The sequence below is a fragment of the Bradyrhizobium pachyrhizi genome (assembly GCF_001189245.1).
Classification (GTDB): domain Bacteria; phylum Pseudomonadota; class Alphaproteobacteria; order Rhizobiales; family Xanthobacteraceae; genus Bradyrhizobium; species Bradyrhizobium pachyrhizi.
Genome location: NZ_LFIQ01000119.1, coordinates 474,097 through 478,819 on the forward strand (window position 1 = coordinate 474,097; position 4,723 = coordinate 478,819).

Sequence of the window (4,723 nt, forward strand, 5' to 3'; positions counted from 1 at the left end):
CCAAGCGTTCGATTCCCTGCGCGACCGGCGCGGGGCTGGCCCGGCCAGGCGCCGTCAGGCCGCCTTGGTGAAGGGGCCTTCGCGCATGGTCGCGATGCGTCTATCCCCATTGATGGAATGACGAAATCCGTGTCTGTGATCCGAGCCGGGGAGATCCATACCGGCCCGGCGGTGCCAGCCGGGCAGGCCGCGGCGTCGTGAACCCGGGCCCTCTTTATGTCTGCCTCCGATTCCACCACATCAACGCCTGCGGCCGGCTCCTGGATCGCCAACCAGCCCTATCTGCTGCTCTGCATCACCGCGACATGCTGGGCCGGCAATGCGATCGTCGGCCGCCTCGCCGCCGGCCACATTCCGCCGGTGACGCTGTCGTTCCTGCGCTGGTCGGCGGCATTCCTGATCATCCTGCCGTTTGCCTGGAAGCACCTCGTTCGCGACTGGCCGGTGATCCGCAACAATCTCGGCATCATGGTGCTGATGTCGATCACCGGCATCAGCGCCTTCAACACGCTGCAATACTGGGCGCTGGAGCACACCCAGGCGCTCAACACGTTGCTGCTGCAATCCGCGGCACCGCTGGTGGTCGCGTTGTGGTCGCTGATCCTGCTCGGCGCACGGCTGACGCTGGCGCAATTGTTCGGCGTGCTGCTGTCGCTCGCCGGCGTGCTGGTGATCCTGCTGCACGGCGATCTCACGACGCTGTCGAAGATCGAGTTCAACAAGGGCGATCTGATCTTCATCGTCGCATTGGTGATCTTCGCGCTGTATTCGGTGCTGACCCTGAAGCGGCCCAACATCCACGGCCTGTCGGTCGCCGCCTTCACCTTCGGCTGCGGCGCGCTGGTCCTGATCCCGCTCTACATCTGGGAACTCGGCGCGCGTCCGGTGATGCAGCTCACGACCAACAATCTGCTGTCGCTGTTCTATGTCGCGGTGTTCCCCTCGACACTGGCCTATCTGTGCTTCAACCGCGGTGTGCAGCTGATCGGCGCCAACCGGGCCGCGCCGTTCTTCCACATGGTTCCGGTGTTCGGCACCATCATGTCGATCGTGTTCATCGGCGAGCATCCGCAGGCCTTTCATTTCATCGGCTTCGCGCTGGTGCTGGCCGGCGTCTTCGCGGCGTCGCGGCGGCAGTCGGCGGCGTGACTGTCGGAAGAGCACGTCTCCATCCTTCCCTCTCCCCGTTCTTACGGGGAGAAGGTCAGGGTGAGGGGCTCGCTCCGCAAAGACGGAGCGAGATGAATTCGCGGAAACTCCCCCTCACCCGGATCGCATCTTCGATGCGATCCGACCTCTCCCCGCAAGCGGGGCGAGGTGGAAGAAGGGGATGCGGTGACTATCGGCGGCAAATCCGCTATCTCTTGAGGTCTGCTTCGCAGACGGGTTTTACGCATGGCGCGCGCCAGCAATCTCTTGATCGGCACCCTGACGCTGGCCCTGGTCGCCGGCTCGCTCGGCGGCTGGCTGGGCTATCAGCGCTATGCCGGCATCAAGCGGATGGTGCCGTTCCGCGTCATCTTCGAGGGCTCGGCGTCGGGCCTGCGCCGCGGCGGCAGCGTCAACTTCGCCGGCGTGCGGATCGGCGAGGTGGTCTCGATCAGGCTCGACCGGCACCGCGTGGTGGCGATGACGCGGATCGAGGGCAACGCCCCGATCAAGAAGGACACCCAGGCCGGCCTCGAATTCCAGGGCCTGACCGGGATCGCCTCGATCTCCTTCACCGGCGGCACCGACGATGCGCCGCCGCCGACGCTCGGCGCCGACGGCATTCCCGAGCTGACCGCCGACGCCGAAGGCACGATGGGGATCCAGGAGAAGCTGCGGGTCGCGCTGCGCAATGTCGACCGCGTCATCAGCGAGAACGAGGCCGACATCAAGGACTCGCTGCTCGGGCTCGAGAACTTCACCAATTCGCTGTCCGGCAATGGCGAGCTGATCGCCGGCTTCATCGACGCCGCCGACGACGGCATCAGCGCGGTCGACGCCAAGATGAACTCGGCCGACAAGTTCCTGAAAAACTTCGGCAGCGACAAATATGGCGGCGAACTGCTGCCGACCGTGATCTCGCTGCGCGAGCTGATCCAGAGCTTCGACAAGAAATCCGGCGCCATGATCGCCGAGACCCGCAGGACGCTCAGCGACGTTAGCCAGTCCGTCAACAAGTTCAACGAGAAATTTGTCGGGCCCGCCGGCAGGCGCTAGTCTTGCCTTCCGACCAAGAACCAAGAACAACGGAAACGCTCAACGTGCACGACCGGACCGCAGCCCCCTCTCCGCCTCCCGCAACCGTCAACCGCGCAGCACCCGCAGTACCGCGGCATCTGCGGCGCTATCTCACGCTCGACGATTTCGAGCCGCAGGCGCGGCGACTGCTGCCGAAATTCCTCTACGGCTACATCTCCGGCGGCGCCGAGACCGACGCGGCGCGCAGCGACAATCGCCGGGCGTTCGAGGAATACGGCTTCGTGCCGCGGGTGCTGCAGGACGTCTCGGGCCGCGACCAGACCACGACGCTGTTCGGCAAGAGCTACGCCTCGCCGTTCGGCATTCCGCCGATGGGCTCGTCCGCGCTGTGCGCCTATCGCGGCGACATCGTGCTGACGCGGGCCGCGGTCGCCGCCAACATCCCGATGATCCTGTCGGCCTCCTCGCTGATCACGCTGGAGGACGTTCGCGCCGCCAATCCTTCGGCCTGGTACCAGGCCTATCTCGCCGGCCTTCCCGAGCGGATCGAGCCGCTGGTCGACCGCGTCGCCGCCGCCGGCTACGACACCTTCGTCGTCACCGCCGACGTGCCGGTGCCGCCCAACCGCGAGAACAATATCCGCAACGGCTTCCAGGTGCCGCTCGAGATCACGCCGCGGGTGTTCTGGGACACCATCACCCATCCCGACTGGCTGCTGAACACCTGGGCGCGCACCGTGTTCAATCACGGCATGCCGCATTTCGAGAACATGGACGCCAAGCAGGGCCCGCCGGTGCTGTCCAAGAATTTGATGCGCAACATCGGCAGCCGCGACCAGCTGGCCTGGAAGCATGTCGAGCTGATCCGCAAGCGCTGGCGCGGCAAGCTCGTGGTCAAGGGGCTGATCGCGCCGGAAGACGCCCGGCTGGCGCGCGAGCATGGCTGCGACGGCGTCATGGTCTCCAACCATGGCGGCCGCCAGCTCGACTACACCGTCTCCGGCTTGCGCACGCTGCCGGAGATCGCGGCGCAGAAGGGCAACATGACCGTGATGGTCGATGGCGGCATCCGCCGCGGCACCGACGTGATCAAGGCGCTGGCGCTCGGTGCGGACTTCGTCTGGGTCGGCCGTCCGTTCCTCTATGCCGCCGTGGTCGCCGGCGAGGCCGGCGTGGCGCGCGCGATCTCGCTCCTGCATGCCGAGATCGACCGCGATCTCGCGCTGCTCGGCATCCGCAGCCTGAAGGAGATCAGGCCAGACCTGGTGCGGAAATTCTAGAGCGTTTTGCGATTCTATCGGAACGGGAAAGGCTCCAGGCTCACGCATAGCGCGCCGCGCCCATGCAGAGCGCGGTGACCGCGAGCAGCCCGGCAGCGATGCGCTGGGCAACCGCCAGCCGCGAGCGTGCGGCTGAGGTATCGTCCGCGCTGCTGCGCAGCTGCCGGACCGCGCCGCCGCCGACGATGATCTGCACGGCAATCGCGGCCAGCGCCGCGATCGCGCCACCGGCCAGAATCTGCTCCGACAACCCGAACGAGCCTTCATGGACCAGGCGCCAGAGCGTGGCGCCGGTCACGATCGCGACCGTCGCGGCGCCGATTTGCGGAAACAACAGCTTTTCACCGCCGAGGCCGCCGGTGCGCGCCAGGGTGAAGCTCGAGCCGGCCCAAAACACCGATGACAGGACGTGAAGGGACAACGCTATGATGAGGGCGGTCTGCATGATGTCGCTCCGGATGGGCATTGGAAAATTCGATATACATAATGTATAGTCAATCTGACGAAAGCAAGGCAAACCGATGCCGCCGCGCAGCTATGTGAGCCCGGCGCGCAGCGCCGCCGCCGCCGAAACCCGCGAGCGCGTGATCGAGGCCGCCTCGCGCACATTGCGCGACGAGAGCATCGCGCGCTTCTCGCTGGATACGGTGGCGAAGGCGGCCGGCGTGACCCGGCTGACCGTCTACAACCAGTTCGGCTCGCGGCGCGGGCTGCTCGAGGCGGTGTTCGACGAGATCGCGCGCCATGGCGGGCTGCACCAGCTCGCCGACGCCATGACGATGGCCGATCCGCGCGCCGCGCTCGACCGGATGGTCGAGATCTTCTGCGGATTCTGGAGCCGGGATTCCGCGGTCGGCCGGCTGCACGACGCGATGGCGACCGATCCCGAATTCGCCGAGGCCGTGCGCGAGCGCAACGAGCGCCGCCGCCGCGGCGTCACCGGATTGATCGACCGCATCGCGGGCAAGAGCGCATCACAGCAGGCGCGCAGCGACGCGGTCGACCTGATCTTCGCGCTGACAAGCTATCCGACCTTCGCATCGCTGAGCGCGGGGCGGTCGAAGGATGAGGTCTGCCGGCTGGTGCAAGCAGCCTGCCACGCAGCACTTGCGCCGCTTTTGGGCCCGTCATCCCGAGGCACTGGCGAAGCGAGCCTCGAAGGATGAATCGGCCCCGGTCGGGCCGTCGACCCTTCGAGACGCGCGCTCCTCAGAGAATGTGAATACATGGCGGAGGAGCGGCGCCAAACATTCAAT

The 4,723-nt window shown here is 66.4% G+C and carries 5 protein-coding genes; 4 read left to right on the forward strand and 1 reads right to left on the reverse strand.

Annotation, left to right across the window (positions count from 1 at the left end):
- Positions 1-216: 216 nt before the first annotated feature.
- The 3 genes from AKL29_RS37135 (at position 217) to AKL29_RS37145 (ending at position 3,467) form a co-directional block, all read left to right on the forward strand.
- On the forward strand, positions 217-1,149 hold the full coding sequence (locus AKL29_RS37135; RefSeq protein ID WP_050387556.1) for a DMT family transporter: 933 nt from the start codon (positions 217-219) through the stop codon (positions 1,147-1,149).
- Positions 1,150-1,395: 246 nt separating this feature from the next.
- Positions 1,396-2,205, forward strand: a complete 810-nt coding sequence (locus AKL29_RS37140) for an MlaD family protein (RefSeq protein ID WP_050387557.1) — start codon at positions 1,396-1,398, stop codon at positions 2,203-2,205.
- A 44-nt stretch (positions 2,206-2,249) separates the two neighbouring features.
- A complete protein-coding gene (locus tag AKL29_RS37145) occupies positions 2,250-3,467 on the forward strand; it encodes an alpha-hydroxy acid oxidase (protein ID WP_347337004.1) in 1,218 nt (405 codons plus the stop codon).
- 40 nt (positions 3,468-3,507) lie between these two features.
- On the opposite strand, the gene AKL29_RS37150 is transcribed toward AKL29_RS37145, so the two are convergent.
- Positions 3,508-3,912 (reverse strand): hypothetical protein, encoded by a 405-nt coding sequence (locus tag AKL29_RS37150; RefSeq protein ID WP_050387605.1) that lies wholly within the window; start codon positions 3,910-3,912, stop codon positions 3,508-3,510.
- 76 nt (positions 3,913-3,988) lie between these two features.
- Between AKL29_RS37150 and AKL29_RS37155 the strand changes: the two genes are divergently transcribed.
- The gene (locus tag AKL29_RS37155; protein ID WP_050387558.1) at positions 3,989-4,633 is read left to right on the forward strand and encodes a TetR/AcrR family transcriptional regulator; all 645 of its coding nucleotides are present in this window, start codon (positions 3,989-3,991) and stop codon (positions 4,631-4,633) included.
- Positions 4,634-4,723: the final 90 nt, after the last annotated feature.